Genomic DNA, 23,773 nt, shown 5'->3' with positions numbered 1-23,773 from the left:
AAACGTGAATTCGGCGCAACACTTGTTGACATGATTAAATAAACTCCTATATCCACCTAGATTTTAGGTTGATTTTCTAGAATGTTCATAAAGAAAAAACCTCTGGAGTCCCAGAGGTTTTACGTATGCTGTGGTTCAGCTTGTTTTTTTACAGTTGGCTTTTCTTTTTCTTTCGGCTCCCATAAAATCGTTAAACTAATTAAGGTCACAAGAATCGTTGCGCCCATATCAGACAAAATGGCAACCCAAAGTGTTAATAGCCCAGGAATCGTTAGAAGCAAGGCAATGAGCTTGAGGCCAAGGGCTAGCGCAATGTTGACACGAATGGTTCGATTCACTCGCTTAGCAATCGAGACAGCCTCTGGGAGTTTACCAAGATGATCTTGCATTAAGACAATATCTGCTGTTTCAATCGCGCTATCCGTACCTTTCCCCATTGCAATTCCAAGGTCAGCTGAGGCAAGGGCTGGAGCATCATTAATTCCATCACCAATCATGCCTACTTTTCCATCGCTGGTTAATTCTTTCACTTTAGCAACTTTGTCTTCCGGTAAGAGACCGCCGAAATAAGAACGAACACCCACACGGTTTGCCACTTTCTCGGCCGTTTTCTCATGATCTCCCGTTAGCATCACCGTGTTCTTAATACCTGCATGATGTAGCGCCTGAATAACAGACTGACTTTCCTCTCTAATTTCATCTGCTATACCAAACATACCAAGAATCTTTATTTCATCAGCTACTAGAACAAGCGTTAACCCTTCACGTTTCATCTGATCGATTGATGTTTGCACATCCTCAGGGATGGTGACATGTTGAACGCTTTTTTCATTTCCTACCCAATATTTCATTCCATCAACATCTGCTATTATCCCCTGCCCTGAGACAGCTTCAACGTTGGTTGCTTCGAATTCCCGGTAAGGAAAATCAGCTACTTTCTTCATGATCGCTTTAGCTAACGGATGGGAAGAATGCTTCTCGACTGCTGCTGCTACAGATAAAAACTTCTCATCACTATAGTTTTCAAATGTCTCAACATAAGGAAATCCTTTTGTAAGTGTCCCAGTCTTATCAAAAGCAAGCGTATCGATTTTACCGAGTTGCTCAAGATAAACCGACCCTTTAACAAGAATTCCATTACGCGCATTTCTTGTAATACCGGAGATGTTCGCAATAGGTGATGACAGAATGAGAGCGCAAGGACATCCCACAATTAATACGGCAAGTCCCTGATAGAACCAATCAGCCCAAATCCCACCAAAGAATAGAGGCGGAACAAGCATCACTAGGGCTGAGATAACCATAATAATCGGCGTATAATATCTCGAAAAACGATTAATGAATAATTCTGTTGGGGTCTTCGTTTCTTGAGCTTCTTCAACTAAATGCAAAATTTTTGCGAGCGAAGAATCTTCGTAGGATTTCGTTATTTTAACACGAAGGATGCCCTCATTATTGATACTTCCACCAAAAACAGTTTCACCGACGCTTTTTTCAACTGGCATCGCTTCTCCCGTTATGGCAGCTTCATTTACTGAGCTATATCCCGCTGAAACAATCCCATCTGAAGGAATTTTGGCACCAGATTTAACGACAACGAGATCATCCACTTGAAGGTCGTTTATTGAGACAACGACTTCTTTTCCATCTCGAATGAGAAGTGCTTCTTTCGGTGCGACTTGAAGAAGAGATTCCATCGATTTCCTTGCCTTCTCCATACCAAGTCCTTCTAAGTATTCATTTAATCCAAATAAAATGGCAACAAGTGTTGCTTCTTTCCACTCCCCGATGGAAACAGCACCAATTAATGCAAGCGTCATTAAGGTTTCAATGTTAAATGTTAGTTTCGTTAAATTGCGAAGTCCTTTCACAAACGTTTGATATCCACTTAGAATAATCGCAGCAAGATAAAATGGAACGGCAATAATCATAGTAGTGGCATCCAAAAGAAGAGCCACAAGAAAAATCGTGGTTGAGATACCTAGTAGCCACTTGATGTTGGAATGGTTGTGAGAATGTTCATGCGCATGATCATCCTCTTCTTTCACTATAGAAGCATGATCGGAATCAAGGATTTTCTCGACCTGCGTAAGATTCACTCTTTTATCTACCTTTAATTTGCCTGAATTGTATTGGATTTGGGCTGATTCACCGTATTCAAGCTTTTGAATCTGTTGTTCCATACCAGCAGCACAGTTTGGACAAGATAAGCCTTTAAGACGATATTCTTCCACCGTGATTCACTCCTTTCTTCGTTCGTTTATCTATTCTATTCAATATATGAGCATGTGTTCATATTAACCTATGTACAATTTTACTGAATCTTTTGCACGTTGTCAAAAGAATTTGTGAGCCACTTTTAGATAGAAAGATAATAAAAGTATTCCCAGACATGTATACAAGTACAACTCTCTTTTTGAAACTTTTCCAACCACTTGGCCAATCATTTCGTGTATGGCTACATAGGACAAAGAACCGATCGCAATGCCCATAAATATCCCGTTAATCAAGTTTGATTGATCCGAAATAGCTCCAAACCACGCTGCCACTATTAAAACAATGGTGATAACGCTGGCTGTGATGATCAATACAAACCGATGAATTCTGTTCATTTTCATTAAAATATAAAGCGCAACCCCTTCCGGTAAATGATGAATAAATAAAGCAAGAAGCAACGATTCACCAATCCCGTCCTTTAACGTCATCCCAAGCGCGACGCCAACAGGGACATTGTGAAAGATCATCGCAAGAACAAAAGCAATTACCGGAAGATAGCTTTTGTCACTGTACTTCACGTGTATGACTTGATCCGTCCAAACACACAAAAAAACCGCCAATGATGCCCCTGCCATGAGAGCCCAAAATGAATAGGTACGAATGCTTTCTGGTATTAGTTCAAGCGTGATGACACCAATAAGCATACCACCACAAATGAGGTAAAGAGCTTCCAAACGGTGTTCATAATATGTAAATGCCATTTTTCCTGCTAACGCACCCAACACAAGTCCTCCAAAACCTATCAAAAAAAGAGTGATTAGTGATGTCATCTTGGCTGCACCCCTCCCTAAATGGATCAAAAAGGCGTTTTCGCCCACTTGTCCTATTAGCGCATTTTATTAATGGAGAGAACAACTTATGTATGATAAAAAGGCCGAAGAAAGGATCAAATCCTTTCTTCGGCCTTTTTAGTTAGACAATATCATATCCCTGTTCTTCAACCGCTTCATTCATTTCAGAAATCGAAACGCTAGAAGAGTCGTACGCAACTTTTGCTGTCCCAGCTTTTACATCTACCTCAACTTCTGATACACCTTCAAGCTCTTTTAATGAGTTGGTTACGGCTGCTTTACAGTGATCACATGTCATACCTTCGATTTTTAATGTTGTTTGTTCCATGTTTATTCTCCTTTCAATCCTTTAAAGTTTCACTCGCTTCAAACGAAGTGAGTTCGTGACGACGGATACAGAACTAAATGCCATCGCTGCTCCTGCAACCCAAGGGGCCAGCAAACCAAGCGCAGCAATTGGAATCCCAACGGAATTATAAAATAGCGCCCAGAATAGATTCTGGCGAATATTTCGCATCGTTTTCCGACTTAAATGAATCGCCTTGGTGATATTTTGAAGATCTCCACCTACTAGGGTTACATCTGCCGTCTCAATCGCGACATCCGTTCCTGTACCAATGGCCATTCCAATGTCAGCTGTCGCAAGAGCAGGAGCGTCGTTAATGCCATCTCCTACCATCGCCACACGTTTTCCTTCTGCTTGTAATTCTTTGACTTTACTAGCCTTTTCCTCAGGAAGGACTTCAGCAAACACACCATTTACCTTTACTTGATTACCGATGGCTTCAGCCGTACGTTGATTGTCACCCGTTATCATATACACATCAATGCCAAGCGCACGCATCTCTTCAATCGCTTTTGCGGATGTTTCCTTCACTGTGTCCGCAACGGCGATCATTCCTTGTATGTTGTGATCAAATGCAATAAACATTGCCGTTTTTCCATCCATCTCGTAGGCAGACATTTGCTTTTCATACGAAGAAAAAGGTATATGCTCCCGTTCCATTAGCTTTCGTGTCCCAACAAATACTTGCTTATCTTGAACAGTTGCTACAATGCCATGTCCTGGAATTGCCTGAAAATGTTCTGCTTCAGCTACTTCTACCTGTCGATTTGCACCGTACTCTACAATTGATCTTGCCAGAGGATGCTCTGAAGCTTTTTCAGCCGCTACCAATGTTTCTAGAACGGTCTTTTCATCACTTCCAAATACTACAAAATCTGTTACTTCAGGTTTGCCTTTTGTAATGGTGCCTGTTTTATCAAGTAAAATGGCATCAATTTTATGAGTGGCTTCTAAAAACTCACCACCTTTATAAAGAATTCCTTGCTCAGCACCCTTTCCTGTCCCAACCATTATGGAGGTTGGGGTAGCTAAACCAAGGGCACAAGGACAAGCAATGACTAGTACAGCAATGCCAACTTCAAGCGCCTGAGGTAAATTGTATGGATCTACAAGAAAATACCAGATAAAAAATGTAATAGAAGCAATTGCGACAACAATAGGAACAAAAATTCCTGATATCACGTCAGCTAACCGCTGGATAGGAGCTTTTGAGCCCTGCGCGTCTTCAACAATCTTAATGATTCCAGCAAGTGCTGTATCCTTTCCTACCTTTTCAGCACGCATCGTTAACGTTCCATTTTCATTAATCGTAGAACCAATCACGCTTGCTCCTACTTCTTTCTCTATTGGAATGGATTCACCTGTAATCATCGATTCATCTACGGATGAATTTCCCTTTTCTACAATACCGTCTACAGGTATTTTTTCGCCAGGTCGAACAATGATTCGATCGCCTACCTGAACCTGATCAACAGGTACTTTCACTTCTTCTCCCTCACGAATGACACTTGCTTCCTTCGCCTGAAGGTTAAGTAGTTTTGTAATCGCCTGCGTTGTTCTTCCTTTAGCAAGATCTTCAAATAACTTTCCTACTAAAATGAGCGTAATCAGAATAGCACTTGTTTCAAAATAGAGAGAAGGGTTATAGTCTACCGTTAAATAACTTCTAATTCCCTCAATCACACTGTAAAAATAAGCTGCGGATGTTCCAAGCGCAACAAGGACATCCATATTTGCGCTTTTATTAACGAGAGCTCGATAGGCGCCAGAATAAAATGGTGCTCCAATGATAAACTGAACGGGTGTTGCTAGAAGAAATTGAAGCCACGGTTCCATAAGAAGATGAGGAATTGGTAGCGCTAATCCTCCAGGTAAGTGGCCAAGCATCGTGATTAGTAGCGGAAGCGAAAGAAGTGCCGATATGAGTAAACGACGTTTTTTCTTCTTGATTTCTTCATCTTTATGAGACTTCTGCTCTTCTCGATCTTTTTTGACAACCGCTTCATAACCGAGCTTTTTCACCTTTTGAAGAATTTCATCTAATGTCACTTCTCCTGGCTGATACTCAACAACCCCAGACTCTGTTGTTAAGTTCACGGAGGCAAGCTCAACGCCTTTTGTACGGTTTAAGCCTTTTTCTATTCTTGTCGAGCAGGCCGCACATGTCATACCATGAATATCAAGCTCTACCTTTTCCTTTCGTACACCGTAACCAAGCTTTTCGATCTTGCCTATTATCTCTTCCATCTTCACTTTGTCTTCTTCATAAACAATGCTTGCTTTCTCCATCGCCAGATTGACATTCGCATCGACGCCATCCATTTTGTTTAAAACTTTTTCAATTCTTGTTGAGCAAGCTGCACACGTCATACCTGTAACATCAAGTGAGATCTGCTTCTTAGATTCCAATTTGTTCACCTCCCTACTTGGAGAACTGCTGAATCACTTTCATTAACTCCTCGATCTGCTCATCACCTGTACCTTCTTTAATCGAATTCGCTACACATGTTTTCGTATGACGTTCAAGAAGGGTATAACCGACCTTCTTCAATGCTGCCTGAATCGCAGACAGTTGAATGAGAATATCGACACAATAGCGATCTTCTCCTACCATTTTCTGAATGCCTCGAATCTGACCTTCAATACGTTTTAAACGATTTTGAAGTTGCTGCTTTTCTTCTTCCGTTCGCGGTTCAGTTGGTTTTTTATCCGGCTGCAAGGGAATGTTCAAGTCTGCCATTCGAATCATCTCCTCAATATTTACTTACTTACAATATACCCCCCTTAGGTATAAGTGTCAACTGAATCGTTTCACGAAAAAAGCCTACAAAAAAGTAGGCTTTTAAAAGATGAAAATTCATTTTTACTCTCTTTCTAAAGGCAATGTCATACACCGGATTCCTCCGCCGCCTTTCTCTAATTCCTCTACTTCGACTTCAACCAGCTTTTTCTTTTTTAAAATTGAATGATTTTTAAAGATGCTTTTATTGGCTTTTGTACTGACTAAGAGCGTCTCAGGATTAAGATTTAAGAAATTAATATCTGCTACGGTATGTTTAATATCAGAAGTCCACACAACTTCAAATCCATGACGCTTTAAGAAATCAGTCGTCATCTCATACCGAAAAGAATTTTCCGTAACAACCTGTACTGGTAGATAGCTCATATAGCTTTTACCTATAAATACATTCTCGCCCGCTACATTACAATTCATATCCAGATGCATCGTATCAGGACGTCTCGGGAGATCAATTACCCCAATTTCCTGAAATCCAGCTTTAAAAATACTTTCTTGAAGAGCTTCGATACTTTCAATACTTGTCCGAATTCCTGAATTAATAAAAACAGCATCCTTATTAAGTACCATCACATCTCCATATTCGAGCGCCTTCAGGTCGTTATTTGCTTCCAAACGAAACGTCTTGCTATCAAACCACTGTTGAAATAAGTGATGACTTTGAAAATATTCTGGTCGCCTCATGGACGTTCCCGCTGCTCCCGGAAGAATCGTATTTCCAAATACACAAGCAAGATCACGAACAAAAATACGATTGATTAATTTTTCATTTAGTAAAAGTTCCTCTCGTGATAAATGCACGGAATAATCAATGACACGAACGCCAGCATCCTCCATTACTCCAATCATTCCTTCATGATTTTCTCGTGCTTTTTGTTGTTTTACTGCTTTTTCCCACTGCACATCTTTAGCCGTTTGCTCATCTGCCACATCTAAGTGTGAAGGGGAACAAACAATAACCGCTTTTAATTCTCCATACTCATTCCAACAGTTCGGATGGATGTCCATTCGACTAAACTCCTTTATTATACATAGTCTCCTTACTTTCTCCCTGTTCAAAGAAAAGATTCCCCAATTCACGAAACACACATAAACAATGTCAGTGATTCTCAAACTAAACAAGATCAGAGGGGGGAATAAAAGGATGAGTAAATCGACAAATCACGAAAAGAAAATAACCTGGTGGCAAATGTCGTTCATCGGTGTAGGTTGTATCATTGGAACCGGATATTTCCTTGGTTCTAGTATCACGATTGAAAAAGCAGGCTATTTCGTTTTATTCGCCTATTCGTTAGCTGCTATTGGGACATGGATTGTCTATGAAGCACTTGCGAAATTAACGGCTGAACATCCAGAAAAAGGTTCTTTTCGTACATACGCAAAGCAAGCTTTTGGACCATGGGCTGGCTTTAGCAACGGATGGGTTTATTGGTCATCTGAAATGCTTATTATGGGGAGTCAATTAACCGCTCTAGCACTATTTGCACAGTTCTGGTTTCCGAATGCCCCTTTGTGGCTCACGGCTTCTGTATTCGCTTCACTTGGCCTTATCGTTATTCTCATCGGCGTTCAACTCGTAGAAATGATGGAGAATGCATTTGGAGTCATGAAAATTGCTGCCATCGTCATGTTTCTCGCGATAGGAGCCGCTTCCTTACTCGGATGGCTTGACCCAGAGAAAGGTCAAGCCGGAATGGAAATGACATCAAAAGACTTTCTTTCAGGTAGCTCAATGGGGCTTTGGGTTGCTCTTGTTTACGCGTTTTATGCGTTTGGTGGGATTGAAGTGATGGGATTGATGGCTAATGAGCTTGAAGATCCCAAAAACGCCCCCAAAGCTGGAAAGATCATGCTGTTCGTATTAACCATTCTTTATGTCATGTCTTTCTTCGTTGTGTTAAAACTCATTCCACTCAAAAGCATCAATCCGAATGAAAGCCCATTTTTAACAGCTTTAACTCAGTTTGAATTCCCGTGGGTTCCACATGTATTTAATGCGATTCTCATTATTGCCGGTTTCTCCACAATGGTCGCTTCTCTCTATGCGGTAACGACCATGCTTGTAACGCTTGCTGAAGAAAAGGATGCACCAGCACTCTTCGCAAAAAAAAGCAGGAAGATTCCTCTTCCTGCTTTTAGTCTCACCACTTTCGTTGTCTTGCTATCAATTGGGGTTGCGCTCCTTTTACCAGAAAATATCTTTGAGTATTTGACGACAGCTGCTGGTTTAATGCTTCTCTATAATTGGATGTTCATTCTTTTTTCATATCGAAAACTAGCCAAGACCACGTTTAAAGAACATTTAAAAATAGGAATCGGTGTTGTCCTAATCAGTCTAGCTATTTCAGGCACGTTATTCGACCGTATGAGCCGAGCAGGTTTTTTTGTTAGCTTATTCTTTCTACTTCTCATTACCGGAGCTACCTTTGTAAAATTGAAGAGAAAACACAGTTAAGAGCGAATGCTCTTCCATTTGTTTTTCATCACATGAAAAGGACATCTTGAAAGCGAAGAATCGTCATCTGATAAAAAATATTGTTCCCATTCATAGTTATCTTTCTGACCGTACCACTTCAAGGCGGGGTGGGCTGTAATCCCATCGTAAGAAACCAACCGCTGCCGGATCGCTTTTTTCAATTTTTGACCAAATGTTGTTTCCGCATTGATCTCATCAAAAACCCATCTTGGTTGGAAAGCAATCAGAAAACAAGGAAACTGACGACTCTTTCGAACTTGATGAGCGGGTGTTGCACAAAAAGCAAAGTACGGCTCTCCATTGAAGCAGAACTCCCATTTAGGATCGTGCGGATCTGTAGGGATGTCTTCTGGCCAGGGTTCCTCATCGAGTTCATGCACACCGTTTAAAAGCGACCAAAAGTAAGATTGATATTGATCCACATCTGCTTTTTGGTGCCCCAACATTCTAGAATCAAAAAAAACAACGAGTGAAGCATATTTACCAGTGTCTCTCGCTACTTTGCCGTACTGTTTTAATAAAGCAGCTAACTGAGCGCACGTCATATCCTGTGTTGGATCATCCACAAATCCAAATCGTAAATTATCCTGATAGAACCCCTGCTTACCAGGAATGCACGGGTATGGTTTTTCATCATCCCCTAACATCCCGCTAAACTGAGCAAATACGTTCTGCTGCCAAGTTTCCATTCCTTCTCCATGTTCATCAATCCACGATTTTGTATATAATTCCAAACAGCATCCCTCCTTAACACTACACGCGTTATCCTATTAGGAGGGACAAAAAGAGGTGCCAGTCTATCCCACGAACATCTTAACGGCTTGCATACCGAAATAAAGACCAAACCCAATTAACGTAACACCCGATAAGATCGATATTCGCTTTAATATAAGTGGATTCACCCATGCACGTGCCCCTGCTGCAGCACTCGCCATTGTGAGATCCCAAATAGTAATTCCCAGGAAAATTCCTGCACTATAAAGAAACAGCTGGGCTGTCCCAAACATACTAGATGTTTGAGCGAGGATTGAGCCATAAATGCCAAGCCAGAATAAAATATTCAATGGATTAGAAATGGCGATAAAAAAACCAGTTCGAAATGATTTGCGGTTTGTTTCATTACGTCCAACCGTCTGTTCAAGTCCAACTGAATTAGCCTTTGTGATATTTTCAATTCCTGTATACGTTAAAACAAAAAAACCGAAGAGCCAAAGAAATGTTTTCATAAACGGCGTGTCAATGACATGAGCAAGTCCAAAGTAAATAAGCATCATAAAGACCCCATCCGCTACCATTGCTCCAAACCCTACGAGCCAGGCATTCATAAACCCAAACCGTATCCCCCTGTCGAGCTGGGCTGCATTAATCGGTCCCATTGGAGCTGAAAGGGATAGCCCTAACAATATGTAGCTTACAAAGATACTCATACGCCTCCACCCTTCCTCGTATTCGTATCATTGTATTCGGACATGCTTGTAAGTATTTAAATATTTTTGTTATGACATCGTTTAATACTCATTACTTAGACCAGGCAAAACCACTGTAAAACAAGAGCCTTGCCCCACCTTACTTTCCAATAACACTTTTCCATTATGGGCTTCTACGATAAAAGCAGCAATTGAAAGTCCAATGCCATTGCTACCATGAGTGCGAGATCGTGATAGATCGACACGAAAAAAGCGCTCAAATATTTTATCTTGATGCTCTTGTGCAATTCCTATGCCTCCGTCTTCAACGGTTAAAATCACTTCTGAGCCTGTTTCTTTTAATGAGACATGAACATGTCCATCCTGCACATTATACTTATGCGCATTATCCAACAATAAATAAAGAAGCTGTTGAAGACGATCTTCATCCCCTTTTAAATAAACTTCTTCTTTCAAATCAGTCGTTAGGGATATCCCGTCCACTTCTACTATTCTTGAAAAAGAACGAACGGAACGGGAAACGAGATTAGTTAAATTTAATACCTTCTTCTCCAATACCAATTTTCCTGAATCAGCGCGCGCAAGGACGAGCAAATCGTTCACAAGCGAACTCATACGCCGCACTTCACCTGACAAATCATCCACTGTTTGCCTCGAAAAATCTGAAAGTCGATCCTTTTCTTCCTCAAGGATCTCAAACCCTGCTGATAAAATACTTAGAGGCGTTCTAAGCTCATGCGAAGCATCATTTACAAAATCACGCTGTCTCTCAGCAGATTTAATGATCGGTCTAATCGCTTTACCAGCCATAATAAAGGAAAGCAGAGTAGCGGCAAAAGTAAACAATATCGTTAGAATGAGAAGAACCATAAAAAGGCGATTTAACACTCTCTTTTGCTCTGTGACATCAACCCCACTATAGACATAACCACCTCCTCTTACAGGTTTACCCGCAAGCAAATACTCTCGATTATCTTGATCAACTTCTTTTGTTTCGAGTATGTTTGGGGTCCAACCATCAATCATGGCTTCAATACCATCTCCCTGCTTCTCCAGTATATTTCCTGAAGTTCCAACGATGGCAAATAGGTTATGATTAAATGGTTTTTCATGCGGCTCCTCCGCTTCATGAATAAGGCGAGATAATGATTTATCAGAGAGCATCGCCATGAGTTCATCTTCTTTCTCCTTCATTACCGACTGTGAAACAGTTAAATAGGCAGCCACAACAAATAACAGAAGAAAAAGCATCGTGAGTACGGCAAAAAACCACATTAGTCTTCGTTTGGTTGTCCTTACTAAATCCATCATTGAACTTGATACCCTACATTTCGAATACTTTTTATCGCTTTATCAGCTTTTGCATCTTTAAGTTTTTTTCGTGTTAGCTTGACCAGCGCATCAAGATTATTATTTGACACATCCGCATCAAACCCCCAAATGCGATCGATAAGTTGTTCTCTTGTAAGTACACGGCCTGCGTTTACCATGAGAAATTCTAGTAACTGATATTCTTTATAGGTCAGTAAAACCTGCTCTTCAAATACGTGTAGGGAGTGAGCTGTTCGATTTAACTCCAAAGACCCTACACGAATAATATCTTCTTGGAACATCTGTGGGGAGCGCCTTGCGAGAGCTCGAATACGGGCAAACAACTCATTAAAATCGAAAGGCTTTATAACATAATCATCCGCGCCTGAATCAAGACCAATGATCCGATCATCAACGCTATCTCTAGCTGTCAACATGAGAATGGATACACCACACCCCTCTCTTCGAAGCGCTGTACAAATCTCCTCTCCTGTCAGTTTCGGCATCATCCAATCAAGGATGACAACATCATAAACTTGAGACAGTGCATAATCGAGAGCAGATTGACCATCCATGACCCAATCCACCTGATGAAATTCTTTCTTTAACATATGTATGAGAAGACGACCTAGTTTCGCATCATCTTCTGCAAGTAATAGTTTCATTCCCAATCATCCTTCCTGAGCCACCTTCCCCTTCTTGAAACCCATACGCATTCTTTTAAAAAGGAATATAGCTATGATAAGAACTGACGTACCAACATAAATCAGAAGCACCAGTGAAGATGTATTGTCAGTGCCAATAAAGGCCCCGTGAATAAGAGCAAGAAGATAAGCTGGTAATGAAAATAAATGAATCTTTTTCCACAGTGACCTCCCTACTTTCTTCATCATATCCGATGAAAGTAAAATGAGAAAGACTCCATAAAAAGCGAGCGTACCAATTCCATTTAGGATCCGGTGGTCACTAGACATAAACGGCACCAATACTGCATACCACTCGTAGCTAACATACTGATCATATAGTAAGATCACAGCATGAAATACGATAACTAAAAACCCAAGCCAACCTGTAGTTTGATGAAAGAAATATAACCTACTTTTCCACTCCCTTTTTAAAGTAGGCGAGCTATGCAAAAGTCCAGCAAATATAGAGAAAAACAACAAAACAAATGACGTAAGGCCAGAAGCTCTCGTCCACTCCCACGTTGTCAAGACCATGCCGCTTCCACCCCTTCACAATAATCTCTGATATTTTTTGTTATAACAATTCTACGGTCTTTAGTAATCAGTATGGCTGCGATCGTTAATTTTTTATCCATTATCCAGCTTTCCGCCGATTCTGCATCCATCATACAAAGCACCTTCGCATACACTTCCGCTTCTCGAACGGTGGCTGCCAGCACAGTTACTTGTACAACGTCAGAAACTTCGTTTTTTCCAGTACGGCCGTTTAATAAATGATGTACCTCGCCATCTGTCGTTTGCCAGCGACGGTGGACAACGCTGGATGTAGCCATAGCCCCAGTGCTCATTTTCAATTGCACAACATCTGTGTCAAAATGAAAAGGATTGATCACTCCGATGACACGAGGTTTTTCAAATGAAAAACGTAGATCTCCTCCTCCATCGATAAACCGCTCGTTCCCCTTTGCAATACAATAGACTTCATCTACGCTCCATCCTTTAACAAAACCACCAAGATCAACAGAAACATCCTTCAGCTTTTTGATCATTGCTTTCTCGGAATGAAACAGGAGAGGTGATTCTTCCGAAGGTGTAAAGATTCTCTTTTGTTCGAACCCACTCTTGCTCAAATCAGAAAAGGATTGATCATATCCTAGAGCAACTAATTGCTGACCGAGATATGGATTAAAAAAAGAATCCGTACTAAGCCGATACCCTTCAGATAATTGTAGAATGTCGTATAACTCTTTAGAAATCGGAACCCATTCCAGAGAGATCTCCAATTGATTCAACTGAGATAACTCACTTTCTGTTCTAAAGCGCGAATAGTTCCTTTCTACCCTATGAAGCCAACTCTCTAATACTAATGCATTACTAGCTTCAACACAGAAGTTAGTGCCCATACAAGGAAATGTTACCTTCTTACTCATGAATGCGTCGTCCTTCGTTCAGAAGGTTCGAAACCTTGACTTGGTTGCTCTTCAAACTGGTCTCCACTCCCACTATTCGCATCAAATTCAAGACCTCGACCTTCACTTCTTCCACTTTGATAACGATCGCCTTCTTCTGTATAACTAACCTCTGTTTCATTAGAATGAGCGTTCACCTCAGGGGAATGCGTTTGTACAAAACCAATGAATGAAGCTGCCGTTACAGCAGCGGTTACACCCGAAAACCACTTCACGCTTGTCTGTCTTTTCATTCTTTATCCCTCCACTAAGTCTTTTGGAAACTATAACAGCTCGAAATGAAATTTAGCTGAAATTCATTTCATGACTGACGGCTCAAGCTTTATGACTAAAATGACTGACTAAAACAAATAGCGTGCAAGCTTTGATGATCAAAGCTTGCACGCTATTGTTAATTTATTATATCGATCGAAATTATCTACTCAACAGTTACTGATTTAGCAAGGTTTCTTGGCTTATCTACATCACATTCTCTGTGCAGCGCTGCATAGTAGGCAAGCAGCTGAAGCGGCACAACAGAAGCAAGTGGTGTAAGGTGCTCATGTACTTCATCAAGCACAATGGTGTCACCTTCCTCTTCAAGTCCTGCAAGAGAGATAATGCATGGAGACGCCCCACGGGAAACGACTTCCTGTACGTTGGAACGGATACTTCCATTCACGTGCTTCTGCGTAGCAAGAGCAATAACAGGCGTGCCTTTTTCAATTAGAGCAATCGTACCGTGTTTCAACTCACCACCAGCAAATCCTTCAGCTTGAATATAAGAAATCTCTTTAAGCTTAAGGGCACCTTCAAGGCATACATAGTAGTCAACGCCGCGGCCAATAAAGAACGCATTACGCGTAACGGATAGGAAGTTACGAGCAACTGTTTCAATCATTTCTTTTTGGTCAATCATGGATTCCATTGCTGTAGCAACGATACCAAGTTCTTGAATTGGATTGAAATCAAGCTTCATGCCTTTCGCCTGCGCTGTATCAACTGCAAGCAGTGTTAACACTGCCATTTGTGCAGTGTAGGCTTTCGTAGAAGCAACCGCAATCTCAGGTCCTGCGTGGGTATGCAGCGTATAATCCGCTTCACGAGAAAGGGTGGATCCAGGAACGTTCGTAATTGTAAGAGACTTAAACCCTTTCTTCTTCACGTTCACAAGGACGCCGCGGCTATCTGCCGTTTCACCACTTTGTGAAATAAAGATAAAGAGTGGTTTCTCTGAAACAAGCGGCATATTGTATAAGAACTCACTAGCGATGTGCACTTCAACCGGCACCTCTGCAATGTTCTCAATCAGTTGTTTACCAACAAGACCTGCGTTGTAGCTTGTGCCACACGCAATAATGTAGATACGATCCGTTTCTTTCATCGCCTCACGGATGTCTTCATCTAATTTGATATTATCATTGTCATCTTTGTACTTCGTAATAATGTTACGAATGGCAAGCGGCTGCTCGTCAATTTCTTTCAGCATATAGTGAGGGTATGTTCCCTTTTCGATATCACTAGCGTCAATTTCAGCCGTGAATGGCTCACGCTCCATTACGTTTCCATTCATATCTTTTATTGTAACTGAGTCACGCTTCACGATTACTACTTCTTCATCCATTAGCTCGATGAATTTACTTGTTACTTGAAGCATAGCCATTGAGTCACTTGCTACTACGTTGAAATCATCGCCGATACCAACTAGGAGCGGACTCTTATTCTTCGCTACGTATAGCGTTTCTGGATTGTGATTGTCAATAAGTGCAAGTGCATAAGAACCGTGAAGTTCATTCAATGTTTGATGAAAAGCATCTTCAACAGACATGTTATTGTCTTCAACAAGACTCGCGATCAGTTGAACAACAACCTCTGTGTCTGTTGCACTTACAAAATCAACTTCGGATAAGAAGTCACGTTTGATTCGTTGATAGTTTTCAATTACTCCGTTATGAACAAGAGTGAAACGTTCAGTTGTGCTCTGATGTGGGTGAGCATTTACCTGACTTGGTTCACCGTGTGTTGCCCAACGTGTATGTCCGATACCCGCTGTTGCTTCCACACTAGTATCCACCCTTTTTCTTAGATCGGCAATGCGACCTTTTTCTTTAAAGAGGTGAAGACCCCCGTCATTAAGAAGCGCAATACCCGCAGAGTCGTACCCTCGGTATTCAAGCTTCTCCAGACCTCGTAATAGAATTTCTTTAGCGTCTTGATTTCCAATATATCCAACAATACCGCACATGTAAAAGTCCTCCTTCAATTGAAGGAGCAGGTGTACATCGGGGCAGACCTGCCCCTTCTTTTCCGATTAATTGCTATTTTGTCACCATAGTTTTGCTTTTGTTCAGAAAGTCACCTCTCTGTTTTTCACAAAACCATTCGATTGTGGTGAAGCAATCGAGAGGTATCCGCCGATAATCGATAAACCTCTTCCTCGTCAACTGTTTTCTTCCGTTCGAAAAACAGTCCAGGCGCTTTTTTTCAAAGTAACCCAACTTCCCTCTCTTTCCCTTCTAGAATAAAAACCAAACACACTTCTATATTATATCAATTGTAAAAAGATGGTCAATTCTTTTTTTCTTAGAATAAGTCGCTCTTATCCTAGATAGCTCTATTTTGCCTCATCTTAATAGAAAAAAATTCTCTATATAAAAAAGTATGCACATACAGCTATTTTGTGCTGCACATGCATACCTTTCGTACAAAATCTTTATTTTTGTCGATTACGCGCCAAGTTCTTCTTTCACCATGGATACAACGCGATTAACGTACTCATCACAAAGCTCTTTCGTAGGTGCTTCCGCCATTACTCGTACAAGCGGCTCTGTTCCAGATGGACGAACTAGAATGCGACCTTCGCCGTTCATATCACTTTCTACCTGCTGAATGGTTTCTTGAATGCGCTCATTTGAATCCACTTTGTTTTTATCCGTCACCTTTACATTCACAAGAGATTGAGGATATTTTTTCATTTCGCCAGCAAGCTCCGAAAGCGGTTTGTTGGTTACTTGCATAATGTTAGCAAGCTGAAGCGCTGAGAGCATGCCGTCACCTGTTGTAATGTGATCAAGGAAAATAATGTGTCCAGACTGCTCTCCCCCAAGGTTGTAGCCCTCTTTACGCATTTCTTCCATTACATAACGATCGCCTACTTTCGTTTGCAGCGAAGTAACACCTGACTCTTCCATCCCTTTATGGAATCCAAGATTACTCATGACAGTGGAAACAACCGTATCATGACGCAAACGCTTTTGATCTTTCATAAATTTAGCACAGATAAACATAATCTGGTCGCCATCAACAATGTCTCCATTTTCATCAACAGCGATAAGACGATCCCCGTCTCCATCAAATGCAAAGCCTACGTTAGCATTCTTTTCTTTCACAAATTCAGCCAGTGTCTCTGGATGCGTCGATCCCACACCGTCATTAATATTGGTGCCCGTTGGGTTCGTACCGATCGTAGAAATGTCAGCTTCAAGATCAGCGAACAAGTGAGCAGCAAGAGATGATGTAGCACCGTGGGCACAATCAAGCGCAATATGAAGACCTGAGAAGTCTTCATCTACTGTTTGTTTTAAGTATTGCAGGTATTTCTGACAACCTTCGAAGTAATCACTGACAATACCTAAGTCAGCACCAGTGGGACGAGGAACTTGATCGTCATCACTATCAATCAGAGCCTCGATTTCTGCTTCTTGTGCATCCAATAATTTAAATCCATCCGGTCCAAAAAATTTGATACCGTTATCGCCAACCGGGTTATGAGAAGCGGAAATCATTACTCCTGCTTGTGCGCTAAGAGCTTTCGTTAAATGAGCCACGCCAGGGGTTGAAATGACACCAAGACGCATGACTTCTGCCCCTATTGAAAGAAGACCAGCAACTAGCGCTCCTTCAAGCATGTATCCAGAAATACGTGTATCGCGTCCAATTAAAATCTTTGGTTTTTCTGCATCTTTTGTTAAAACATAACCACCTAAACGGCCTAGTTTAAATGCAAGTTCTGGGGTAAGCTCTGTATTCGCTATCCCTCTCACACCGTCAGTACCAAAATATTTACCCATTGATTTACTCTCTCCTTTATTATCACGCAGTCCCTGTTAGGACGAACTATTCTCTATTTTCAGCTTAACCTTTGTATCTGAAACAGACCAGCGTACATAAGATGGCCCGTTCCACTGTAATTCGAGTTCGTGATCTCCTTCAGACAGGCCACTTGCATCAATATAAGCCTGAAAGTCTCCATTTTGAACGTTATCAAGGACAGTGGATACACCATAAAGCGTCAGATTTGTTGAACCTTGTTTCGGTTCTGATATATTTGCTGTTAAGCCTTCAGATATTCCGGTCACTTTAATCGGTACATCTTCAAATGCTTTTTCGTCCTCTTTACCGACTGTAATTTTTGCTTTTACTTTCTCAGGATCCACTTTTTTCATTCCATCAGGAACCGGAACATCGAGTTCAATGGTTGTATCCTTCGTGATCTCTGATACATCAAGAGGTATACCGTCAAGGAACTCTAGCTTTTCAAGTTCCTCTTCTGGACCAAAGACAGAGACTTCCTTAGGTTCAATCTCGATCGATGAAATGCTCGTGCCTTCAGGAAGCTTGCCTTTTTGATCAAGCTTAATTGGCACTTTCTTGTAAGGGGCTGTCACTGGTACTTTCACATCAACGACGGCCGGATCAATTGATAACCCCTGTATTTCTTCCATATTCGCATCGTACACATTTAGTGTTATTCTTTCATTCACTTCTTCTTTTGCATCGCTAACATTTACATATCCCCTAACAAAGGCAACCTGTTCAAGCTTTGAGCTTGCACCAGTGACCGTAACAGTTTTTGGAGAGACAATTGGCTCTTCTGTCGCATACCCCTCAGGCAGCTCTTCTGCTTTTAATAAATTAATGCCAGCCTGAAACGTGTTTGATTTTTTCTCTTCAATGGTTACAGACACCCGAACAGGATCAATCGTCACATCTACGTTTTCTGGAAAATCTCTATGCTTTACTGTTACAAGATGTTGCCCTGGAGTGAGGTTTCGTAAATCTACATAAATTTCTTTATTTGTCAGCTTCGATAACATTAAGCCATCTGTCCGTCCTTCAACAAGGACATCTACCGTTTCCGGCAAATCCGATACGACAACGTTCTCCTCATCATAGAGAACTTCAAGTTCCATATTCGGAATCCGTTCTGATTCAGTTTGCGGCTGTAAAACACCACTCGTGTTTGACGTTGATGCGTCAGGCATCGCAACGATCGTATAAAGCATGAGAGCGAGAAGAAAAGAGATGATTTTGACAAACCAATTACTCGTCAACAATTTGTCCATTACTTTTTCCCCCTCCAATTACTAAAACGGTTGGAAGTCTCGGTTTTTGATACTGACGGGTTTAATTCAGCATTAAGTAAGTCGCGTAAAGCCTCTTCAGATAAATTTCGATGAAGTTCCCCGTTCTTTGTCAGTGAGATACTACCTGTCTCTTCAGAAACAACAAGCGTTAGACTATCTGTCACTTCACTTATACCAAGGGCAGCTCTATGCCTAGTACCAAGCTCCTTCGAAATAAAAGGGCTCTCTGACAAAGGTAAATAGCACGCGGCAGCAAGAATTTCATCTTTCTTTAAAATCACTGCTCCGTCATGAAGTGGCGTATTAGGAATAAAAATGTTAATTAAAAGCTCCGAAGTCAGTTTAGCATTCATGGGAATTCCTGTCTCCACATAATCATTCAATCCTGTTTCACGCTCTATGGAAAGCAAAGCTCCAATTCTTCGTTTGGCCATATAGGATGACGACTTAATGATTGCTTCAACCATTTTATTCGTCTCTTCTTCTTCCACTGCCGAACGAGCAAACAATCGACCACGTCCTAACTGTTCAAGGGCTCTTCGAAGTTCTGGTTGGAAGATAATAATAATAGCAAGCAGTCCATAAAGTACCACCCGCTCCAAAATCCAATGCAGGGTATTTAACTCGAAAAAGCTACTTAAAAACCAGGCTGCAATAATAACCGTTATTCCCTTAAGAAGCTGAACAGCCTTTGTGCCGCGAATAAGCATTATAATTTTATATATCACATACGTAACGAGTAAAATATCAATAATCTCAGTTATGTAATCAAGTACGTTTACATTTCCAACAGGCAGCACGGCTCTTCCTCCAAACGTATTGTATTTAGCCTGAAGTTCACTTCAAATGCATTGCTAATATACATTTATAACTTTTTAATTATATCATATTTTTGACAACTTCAAAAAAATCCAGTCACTAACTGATTCTATCAGCGTAGGGTGACTACTTAAGAAAATGAAACAAATTTCACCATAAAAAAAGTAAATCGCCTATCAGACGATTTACTTATTATCTTCACTTGAAAAAAGATTCCCTACATCTTGTAAAAGATTTTTGATTTGGTACCATGTCCAGTCTAGAATATGATCGACTTCTTCAATCTCTCCTGTCACCTGTCCAGCGGATGCCATATACTGTTCTCCGTTAATGACAAGAACATCTCCTTTAACTTGACCTTCTATTTCAAGATTGCGATTCTTAACCGTTAAATCGCCCTCAATCACTTCACCTTCAGGAACAATAACTGTATTGGTTTCCTGGTCAAATCTTAAATTCCCAGACAGAGCGGACAATTGATCCTCACTTGTCCAGGATGAATAAACGGAACCCGCCATTAACACAAGGAATAAGATAGCCGCTGTTACCAACGGATGTGACTTCATCCATCTTTTCATCCACACAGTGCGCTTCTCTTGTGGTAGTTGCTCCATTACCTTTGATGTAAAACCATCGGGTGCCTTCAAAGAAGGCGAGCTGAGGAGAAACGATTCCGTTTTCTTTAATTCGTCATAATGTTCTTTGCAATCATGGCAAGTTTGCAAATGATCAAATAGCTCACGACGTTGTTCATTCGTAGCTTCTTCATCAAGCACTTCATGCATGAGGACAATTATTTCAGCAGGGCATTTCATAGCTTCTCCCCCTTTCTCACTGCTCTCGAAGCTTCTTTCTAAGCGCTTCTCTTCCCCGATGAATACGGGTTTTGACTGTACCAACTGGTAAATCGAGAATTTCACTAATCTCCTTGAGCGATAATTCTTGGATATACTTTAACGTTATAGCACTTCTATATTTTGCTGGCAAGCTTAAAATTGCCTGGTGAATGCCTTCCTGTGCTTCTAAAGACACCACTTCTTCTTCAGGTAATGGTTCATCTGTAGAAATTTGAGAATACATCGTTAACCCCTCTGTACCAGACACTTCGGCATCAAGATAATAATCAGGCTTCTTTTTACGCATTCGATCAATAGACAAGTTTGTGGCGATCCGATATAACCAGGTCGAGAATTTACGATCAATCTGATAACGATCAATGTTCGTATAGGCCCGTATAAACGCCTCCTGAGCCACATCCTCAGCCTCCTGTCTGTTTCCAAGCATTCGGTAAGCGAGAGCAAAGACTCGATCTTTATAGAGCTCTACCAACTCTCCAAACGCATTATGATCCCCTTTTCTTACTTTTAGTACGATTCGCTTTACTATCGCGTCCATGTTTTCTCAACCTCCGCTGATTCCTGCGGCTATTATAGTTACGTATCAGGAAAAAAAAAGTTTCATTATTTTTTAAAAAAAATTTACGTGATCTTTTCTTATTCTATCACGTTTGAAATGCTCTTTAGAATGGAAATACATAATTTTCTAGTAAAAGTGGTTTATCTTTTATGTGGTTTGGGTATTAAGGGTATAAATTATTGAAAGGGTGGTTCGGCTCATGGAAAGGTTGAATCGAAAAATTAGCTTTCAAATCGGATCGGAAAAAGAACATTTACTGAAAGAAATTGAAGCTTCGCGCAATAAAATGAACTTATTAGCACGAAACAAGCCGCTTAGCTCTTCAGAAATTATAGAAATCAGCACTTATCTTGATTATCTTTTAAACGAATACGATCAGCGACGAAATAAAAAAACAGCAGCTTTCTAATGAAGAAAGCCGCTGTTTTTATTTATTTTAATTTTTCTCCAAACAAAGATCCCATTAATGCAACAGCCACCGTAGCCGTCTTATTTTTTTCATCTAAAATCGGGTTAACTTCCACAAATTCAGCGGATGTTAAGATATCTGCTTCTGCGAGCATTTCCATTGCAAGATGACTTTCGCGATAGCTAATCCCTCCAAGAACCGGTGTCCCTACTCCAGGTGCATCGTGAGGATCAAGTCCATCAAGATCCAGGCTTAAATGTACACCATCCGTTCCCTTAGAAACATACTCAATCGCTTCTTCCATTACTTTCGTCATACCCATTCGATCTATTTCATGCATCGTATAAACTTTAATGCCCTTTTCTTTAATCAGTTCTCGCTCTCCTTCATCAAGTGAACGGGCGCCAATAATCACAATGTTCTCCGGCTTAATCTTAGGAGTGTATCCTGAAATTCCAGTTAAAGACTCATCACCAATACCCAAACTTACGGCAAGCGGCATTCCATGTATATTTCCAGATGGTGACGTTTCAGAATTATTTAAATCACCATGTGCGTCATACCAGATCACACCTAAATTATCGTAATTACGAGCTACTCCCGCAAGCGTGCCAATCGCAATACTATGATCTCCTCCAAAAACGAGCGGAAAACGCTTTCGATTCACAACGTCATGAACCACGTTAGAAAGCTTCTCACTGGCATCAGCCACTTCCTTTAAGTTCTTTAACTGATGATCCTGATCCTCTGGTCGTTTTTCTGGTCTCCCGATTTCAATGTCTCCAAGATCTTCAATATCATAACTCAACTTTGTTAAACGTTCTACAATTCCTGCATAACGAATGGCGCTCGGGCCCATATCCACCCCGCGTCTCATTTGGCCAAGATCCATTGGTACACCGATAATTGAAAGTTCATGATTCATTATGTAGTCCTCCTCGTATCCTAGTCTAGCTCTATTTTACCCAGATCTCGTTAAATGACTCAACCAGACATAAAACACGAATAAATATTCATACAATTACGTAAATTGAAAGGTTTTACGGATAAATATAAATGAAAATAGGAAACGGTCTGAAGAGAAATGAGGCAAAAGAGTAACTTGAAAAGTAGAGGTGTGGATCGAAGTTAATTTTAAACATAAAAAAACCCCTAAACATGGTTTAAGGAAATTGGTGGAGCCTAGCGGGATCGAACCGCTGACCTCCTGCGTGCAAGGCAGGCGCTCTCCCAGCTGAGCTAAGGCCCCATTTGGAGCGGGTGATGGGGATCGAACCCACGACATCAGCTTGGAAGGCTGAGGTTTTACCACTAAACTACACCCGCATATGAAGTTTGGAGCGGAAGACGGGATTCGAACCCGCGACCCCCACCTTGGCAAGGTGATGTTCTACCACTGAACTACTTCCGCATATGGTGAGCCATGAAGGACTCGAACCTTCGACCCTCTGATTAAAAGTCAGATGCTCTACCAACTGAGCTAATGGCTCTTACTGGTGGAGGGGGACGGATTCGAACCGCCGAACCCTGAGGGAGCGGATTTACAGTCCGCCGCGTTTAGCCACTTCGCTACCCCTCCACAAGTGAGAAAAAATGGTGCCGGCCAGAGGACTTGAACCCCCAACCTACTGATTACAAGTCAGTTGCTCTACCAATTGAGCTAGGCCGGCAAAATCAATCTAACTTACAAATAAAAAACAGTGCACTCTACCGAGTACTCCTGAAGGTAAGTTGATTATTAAAAAAATGGTGGAGGATGACGGGCTCGAACCGCCGACCCTCTGCTTGTAAGGCAGATGCTCTCCCAGCTGAGCTAATCCTCCACAGAGTAAAAAGTTATATTGGTGACCCGTACGGGATTCGAACCCGTGTTACCGCCGTGAAAGGGCGGTGTCTTAACCGCTTGACCAACGGGCCATGTCCTGGAGCTTCCAACCGGATTCGAACCGATGACCCCTTCCTTACCATGGAAGTGCTCTACCTGCTGAGCTATGGAAGCATAATGGCTCCACAGGTAGGATTCGAACCTACGACCGATCGGTTAACAGCCGATTGCTCTACCACTGAGCTACTGTGGAATATTGGTCAGCCTGGCAACGTCCTACTCTTGCAGGGGGAGATCCCCCAACTACCATCGGCGCTGAAGAGCTTAACTTCCGTGTTCGGCATGGGAACGGGTGTGACCTCTTCGCCATCATTACCAG

General features: G+C 41.4%; 22 protein-coding genes, 10 tRNA genes and 1 rRNA gene. 2 read left to right on the top strand and 31 right to left on the bottom strand.

Annotated elements, in window-relative coordinates:
- Positions 1–119 precede the first annotated feature (119 nt).
- From LC090_RS20455 to LC090_RS20430, 6 genes are all read right to left on the bottom strand, one after another.
- Entirely contained in the window at positions 120–2,234 is a 2,115-nt protein-coding gene (locus tag LC090_RS20455) for a heavy metal translocating P-type ATPase (RefSeq protein WP_226659994.1), read from the bottom strand.
- A gap of 102 nt (positions 2,235–2,336) precedes the next feature.
- On the bottom strand, positions 2,337–2,999 hold the full coding sequence (locus tag LC090_RS20450) for a ZIP family metal transporter (protein ID WP_226659993.1): 663 nt from the start codon (positions 2,997–2,999) through the stop codon (positions 2,337–2,339).
- Positions 3,000–3,189: 190 nt separating this feature from the next.
- On the bottom strand, positions 3,190–3,396 hold the full coding sequence (copZ, locus tag LC090_RS20445) for a copper chaperone CopZ (protein WP_226659992.1): 207 nt from the start codon (positions 3,394–3,396) through the stop codon (positions 3,190–3,192).
- Between the two features lie 21 nt (positions 3,397–3,417).
- On the bottom strand, positions 3,418–5,823 hold the full coding sequence (locus LC090_RS20440; RefSeq protein ID WP_226659991.1) for a heavy metal translocating P-type ATPase: 2,406 nt from the start codon (positions 5,821–5,823) through the stop codon (positions 3,418–3,420).
- Positions 5,824–5,836: 13 nt separating this feature from the next.
- Positions 5,837–6,154 (bottom strand): metal-sensing transcriptional repressor, encoded by a 318-nt coding sequence (locus LC090_RS20435; protein WP_226659990.1) that lies wholly within the window; start codon positions 6,152–6,154, stop codon positions 5,837–5,839.
- 123 nt (positions 6,155–6,277) lie between these two features.
- Positions 6,278–7,219, bottom strand: a complete 942-nt coding sequence (locus LC090_RS20430; protein ID WP_226659989.1) for an arginine deiminase family protein — start codon at positions 7,217–7,219, stop codon at positions 6,278–6,280.
- A 136-nt stretch (positions 7,220–7,355) separates the two neighbouring features.
- On the opposite strand from LC090_RS20430, the gene LC090_RS20425 reads away from it, so the two are divergent.
- Positions 7,356–8,666, top strand: coding sequence for an amino acid permease (locus LC090_RS20425; RefSeq protein ID WP_226659988.1), 1,311 nt, complete (start codon positions 7,356–7,358; stop codon positions 8,664–8,666).
- Here the strand turns inward: LC090_RS20425 and LC090_RS20420 are convergent.
- The 13 genes from LC090_RS20420 to sigW all read right to left on the bottom strand — a co-directional run bounded on the left by LC090_RS20420 (position 8,663) and on the right by sigW (position 21,139).
- A complete protein-coding gene (locus tag LC090_RS20420) occupies positions 8,663–9,376 on the bottom strand; it encodes a YqcI/YcgG family protein (protein WP_226660040.1) in 714 nt (237 codons plus the stop codon). The two genes, LC090_RS20425 and LC090_RS20420, sit on opposite strands and share 4 nt — an antisense overlap.
- A 108-nt stretch (positions 9,377–9,484) precedes the next feature.
- Positions 9,485–10,114 (bottom strand): LysE family transporter, encoded by a 630-nt coding sequence (locus LC090_RS20415; protein ID WP_226659987.1) that lies wholly within the window; start codon positions 10,112–10,114, stop codon positions 9,485–9,487.
- 81 nt (positions 10,115–10,195) lie between these two features.
- Entirely contained in the window at positions 10,196–11,425 is a 1,230-nt protein-coding gene (locus tag LC090_RS20410; RefSeq protein WP_226659986.1) for a sensor histidine kinase, read from the bottom strand.
- Entirely contained in the window at positions 11,422–12,090 is a 669-nt protein-coding gene (locus LC090_RS20405) for a response regulator transcription factor (RefSeq protein WP_226659985.1), read from the bottom strand. The genes LC090_RS20410 and LC090_RS20405 overlap by 4 nt, the downstream gene beginning before the upstream one ends.
- Positions 12,091–12,096: 6 nt before the next feature.
- A complete protein-coding gene (locus LC090_RS20400) occupies positions 12,097–12,645 on the bottom strand; it encodes a ferric reductase-like transmembrane domain-containing protein (protein WP_226659984.1) in 549 nt (182 codons plus the stop codon).
- Positions 12,636–13,541: an FAD:protein FMN transferase gene (locus LC090_RS20395; protein WP_226659983.1), complete on the bottom strand. Its 906-nt coding sequence runs from the start codon at positions 13,539–13,541 to the stop codon at positions 12,636–12,638. The genes LC090_RS20400 and LC090_RS20395 overlap by 10 nt, the downstream gene beginning before the upstream one ends.
- Positions 13,538–13,813 carry a hypothetical protein gene (locus LC090_RS20390; RefSeq protein ID WP_226659982.1) on the bottom strand — a complete coding sequence of 92 codons (276 nt, stop codon included), beginning with the start codon at positions 13,811–13,813 and terminating at the stop codon, positions 13,538–13,540. Before LC090_RS20390 ends, LC090_RS20395 begins: the two co-directional genes overlap by 4 nt.
- A gap of 185 nt (positions 13,814–13,998) precedes the next feature.
- Positions 13,999–15,804, bottom strand: coding sequence for a glutamine--fructose-6-phosphate transaminase (isomerizing) (glmS, locus tag LC090_RS20385; protein ID WP_226659981.1), 1,806 nt, complete (start codon positions 15,802–15,804; stop codon positions 13,999–14,001).
- Positions 15,805–16,285: 481 nt separating this feature from the next.
- Positions 16,286–17,629 (bottom strand): phosphoglucosamine mutase, encoded by a 1,344-nt coding sequence (gene glmM, locus LC090_RS20380; RefSeq protein WP_226659980.1) that lies wholly within the window; start codon positions 17,627–17,629, stop codon positions 16,286–16,288.
- 36 nt (positions 17,630–17,665) lie between these two features.
- Positions 17,666–18,904: a CdaR family protein gene (locus LC090_RS20375; protein ID WP_226659979.1), complete on the bottom strand. Its 1,239-nt coding sequence runs from the start codon at positions 18,902–18,904 to the stop codon at positions 17,666–17,668.
- Positions 18,904–19,722 (bottom strand): diadenylate cyclase CdaA, encoded by an 819-nt coding sequence (cdaA, locus tag LC090_RS20370; protein ID WP_224591517.1) that lies wholly within the window; start codon positions 19,720–19,722, stop codon positions 18,904–18,906. The genes LC090_RS20375 and cdaA overlap by 1 nt, the downstream gene beginning before the upstream one ends.
- 207 nt (positions 19,723–19,929) lie before the next feature.
- Complete coding sequence (locus LC090_RS20365) at positions 19,930–20,559, bottom strand: anti-sigma factor family protein (protein ID WP_226659978.1); 630 nt, start codon at positions 20,557–20,559, stop codon at positions 19,930–19,932.
- A 16-nt stretch (positions 20,560–20,575) separates the two neighbouring features.
- A complete protein-coding gene (sigW, locus tag LC090_RS20360) occupies positions 20,576–21,139 on the bottom strand; it encodes an RNA polymerase sigma factor SigW (protein ID WP_226659977.1) in 564 nt (187 codons plus the stop codon).
- Between the two features lie 220 nt (positions 21,140–21,359).
- Between sigW and LC090_RS20355 the strand changes: the two genes are divergently transcribed.
- Positions 21,360–21,569 carry an aspartyl-phosphate phosphatase Spo0E family protein gene (locus LC090_RS20355; protein WP_226659976.1) on the top strand — a complete coding sequence of 70 codons (210 nt, stop codon included), beginning with the start codon at positions 21,360–21,362 and terminating at the stop codon, positions 21,567–21,569.
- A 22-nt stretch (positions 21,570–21,591) separates the two neighbouring features.
- Here the strand turns inward: LC090_RS20355 and rocF are convergent, their stop codons facing one another.
- From rocF to rrf, 12 genes are all read right to left on the bottom strand, one after another.
- The gene (rocF, locus tag LC090_RS20350; protein WP_226659975.1) at positions 21,592–22,494 is read right to left on the bottom strand and encodes an arginase; all 903 of its coding nucleotides are present in this window, start codon (positions 22,492–22,494) and stop codon (positions 21,592–21,594) included.
- A gap of 248 nt (positions 22,495–22,742) precedes the next feature.
- Positions 22,743–22,818 (bottom strand) — tRNA-Ala (locus LC090_RS20345).
- Between the two features lie 3 nt (positions 22,819–22,821).
- Positions 22,822–22,895: transfer RNA gene (locus LC090_RS20340), tRNA-Gly, on the bottom strand.
- Between the two features lie 10 nt (positions 22,896–22,905).
- Positions 22,906–22,980: transfer RNA gene (locus LC090_RS20335), tRNA-Gly, on the bottom strand.
- A 3-nt stretch (positions 22,981–22,983) separates the two neighbouring features.
- Positions 22,984–23,059: transfer RNA gene (locus LC090_RS20330), tRNA-Lys, on the bottom strand.
- A 4-nt stretch (positions 23,060–23,063) separates the two neighbouring features.
- Positions 23,064–23,148: transfer RNA gene (locus LC090_RS20325), tRNA-Tyr, on the bottom strand.
- 15 nt (positions 23,149–23,163) lie between these two features.
- Positions 23,164–23,239, bottom strand: a tRNA-Thr gene (locus tag LC090_RS20320).
- 77 nt (positions 23,240–23,316) lie between these two features.
- Positions 23,317–23,392: transfer RNA gene (locus LC090_RS20315), tRNA-Val, on the bottom strand.
- A 19-nt stretch (positions 23,393–23,411) separates the two neighbouring features.
- Positions 23,412–23,486: transfer RNA gene (locus tag LC090_RS20310), tRNA-Glu, on the bottom strand.
- 6 nt (positions 23,487–23,492) lie between these two features.
- Positions 23,493–23,568, bottom strand: a tRNA-Thr gene (locus tag LC090_RS20305).
- Positions 23,569–23,572: 4 nt separating this feature from the next.
- Positions 23,573–23,647: transfer RNA gene (locus LC090_RS20300), tRNA-Asn, on the bottom strand.
- Positions 23,648–23,657: 10 nt separating this feature from the next.
- A 5S ribosomal RNA gene (gene rrf / locus LC090_RS20295) occupies positions 23,658–23,773 on the bottom strand.

Source organism: Guptibacillus hwajinpoensis (assembly GCF_020524165.1).
Classification (GTDB): Bacteria; Bacillota; Bacilli; order Bacillales; family Guptibacillaceae; genus Guptibacillus; species Guptibacillus hwajinpoensis_D.
The sequence above is the reverse complement of the archived record's forward strand: the minus strand, read 5'-3'. Positions and strand labels throughout refer to the sequence as shown.

What these genes read in the sequence shown, in the direction of transcription:
- copZ (WP_226659992.1), bottom strand. Translation starts at nt 3,396, where the DNA reads ATGGAACAAACAACATTAAAAATCGAAGGTATGACATGTGATCACTGT.
- LC090_RS20405 (WP_226659985.1), bottom strand. Translation starts at nt 12,090, where the DNA reads ATGAAACTATTACTTGCAGAAGATGATGCGAAACTAGGTCGTCTTCTC.
- LC090_RS20400 (WP_226659984.1), bottom strand. Translation starts at nt 12,645, where the DNA reads ATGGTCTTGACAACGTGGGAGTGGACGAGAGCTTCTGGCCTTACGTCA.
- LC090_RS20375 (WP_226659979.1), bottom strand. Translation starts at nt 18,904, where the DNA reads ATGGACAAATTGTTGACGAGTAATTGGTTTGTCAAAATCATCTCTTTT.
- LC090_RS20430 (WP_226659989.1), bottom strand. Translation starts at nt 7,219, where the DNA reads ATGGACATCCATCCGAACTGTTGGAATGAGTATGGAGAATTAAAAGCG.
- LC090_RS20395 (WP_226659983.1), bottom strand. Translation starts at nt 13,541, where the DNA reads ATGAGTAAGAAGGTAACATTTCCTTGTATGGGCACTAACTTCTGTGTT.
- LC090_RS20365 (WP_226659978.1), bottom strand. Translation starts at nt 20,559, where the DNA reads ATGAAATGCCCTGCTGAAATAATTGTCCTCATGCATGAAGTGCTTGAT.
- LC090_RS20355 (WP_226659976.1), top strand. Translation starts at nt 21,360, where the DNA reads ATGGAAAGGTTGAATCGAAAAATTAGCTTTCAAATCGGATCGGAAAAA.
- glmS (WP_226659981.1), bottom strand. Translation starts at nt 15,804, where the DNA reads ATGTGCGGTATTGTTGGATATATTGGAAATCAAGACGCTAAAGAAATT.
- LC090_RS20415 (WP_226659987.1), bottom strand. Translation starts at nt 10,114, where the DNA reads ATGAGTATCTTTGTAAGCTACATATTGTTAGGGCTATCCCTTTCAGCT.
- rocF (WP_226659975.1), bottom strand. Translation starts at nt 22,494, where the DNA reads ATGAATCATGAACTTTCAATTATCGGTGTACCAATGGATCTTGGCCAA.
- LC090_RS20390 (WP_226659982.1), bottom strand. Translation starts at nt 13,813, where the DNA reads ATGAAAAGACAGACAAGCGTGAAGTGGTTTTCGGGTGTAACCGCTGCT.
- glmM (WP_226659980.1), bottom strand. Translation starts at nt 17,629, where the DNA reads ATGGGTAAATATTTTGGTACTGACGGTGTGAGAGGGATAGCGAATACA.
- LC090_RS20410 (WP_226659986.1), bottom strand. Translation starts at nt 11,425, where the DNA reads ATGATGGATTTAGTAAGGACAACCAAACGAAGACTAATGTGGTTTTTT.
- LC090_RS20420 (WP_226660040.1), bottom strand. Translation starts at nt 9,376, where the DNA reads ATGGAAACTTGGCAGCAGAACGTATTTGCTCAGTTTAGCGGGATGTTA.
- LC090_RS20425 (WP_226659988.1), top strand. Translation starts at nt 7,356, where the DNA reads ATGAGTAAATCGACAAATCACGAAAAGAAAATAACCTGGTGGCAAATG.
- LC090_RS20435 (WP_226659990.1), bottom strand. Translation starts at nt 6,154, where the DNA reads ATGGCAGACTTGAACATTCCCTTGCAGCCGGATAAAAAACCAACTGAA.
- sigW (WP_226659977.1), bottom strand. Translation starts at nt 21,139, where the DNA reads ATGGACGCGATAGTAAAGCGAATCGTACTAAAAGTAAGAAAAGGGGAT.